Genomic DNA, 380 nt, shown 5'->3' with positions numbered 1-380 from the left:
GTTAAGGGTATTTATAGCGCTGAGTGTCTTGTCTAAACAAGACGGTCTCAGTTTTATTTGTTTCGGTGTTGTTTCTCAACTTTTGTGTTTGTTATAAAATCAACTATCTAGTTTTCAAAGAACAAAGCAATTCTTATTTTAGAATTGCTGATGGAGCCTAGCGGGATCGAACCGCTGACCTCCTGCGTGCAAGGCAGGCGCTCTCCCAGCTGAGCTAAGGCCCCATAATATCATATTAACGAGAAAAAAATCTCTCAAAACTAAACAAAGTAATCATCAAATGTGTAGGCTCCGTTTGCCCTAATGGCAATATCCTTAGAAAGGAGGTGATCCAGCCGCACCTTCCGATACGGCTACCTTGTTACGACTTCACCCCAATC

General features: G+C 42.1%; 1 tRNA gene and 1 rRNA gene. Both read right to left on the bottom strand.

What is annotated here, in order from left to right:
* Nucleotides 1–151 precede the first annotated feature (151 nt).
* Nucleotides 152–224: transfer RNA gene (locus AX762_RS01780), tRNA-Ala, on the bottom strand.
* 95 nt (nucleotides 225–319) lie between these two features.
* A 16S ribosomal RNA gene (locus AX762_RS01775) occupies nucleotides 320–380 on the bottom strand; the annotation flags it as partial.

This window comes from Alkalibacterium sp. 20, from assembly GCF_001885615.1.
GTDB lineage: Bacteria > Bacillota > Bacilli > Lactobacillales > Carnobacteriaceae_A > Alkalibacterium.
Note: the sequence above shows the minus strand (reverse complement) of the source record. Positions and strands in the feature narration are given on the sequence as shown.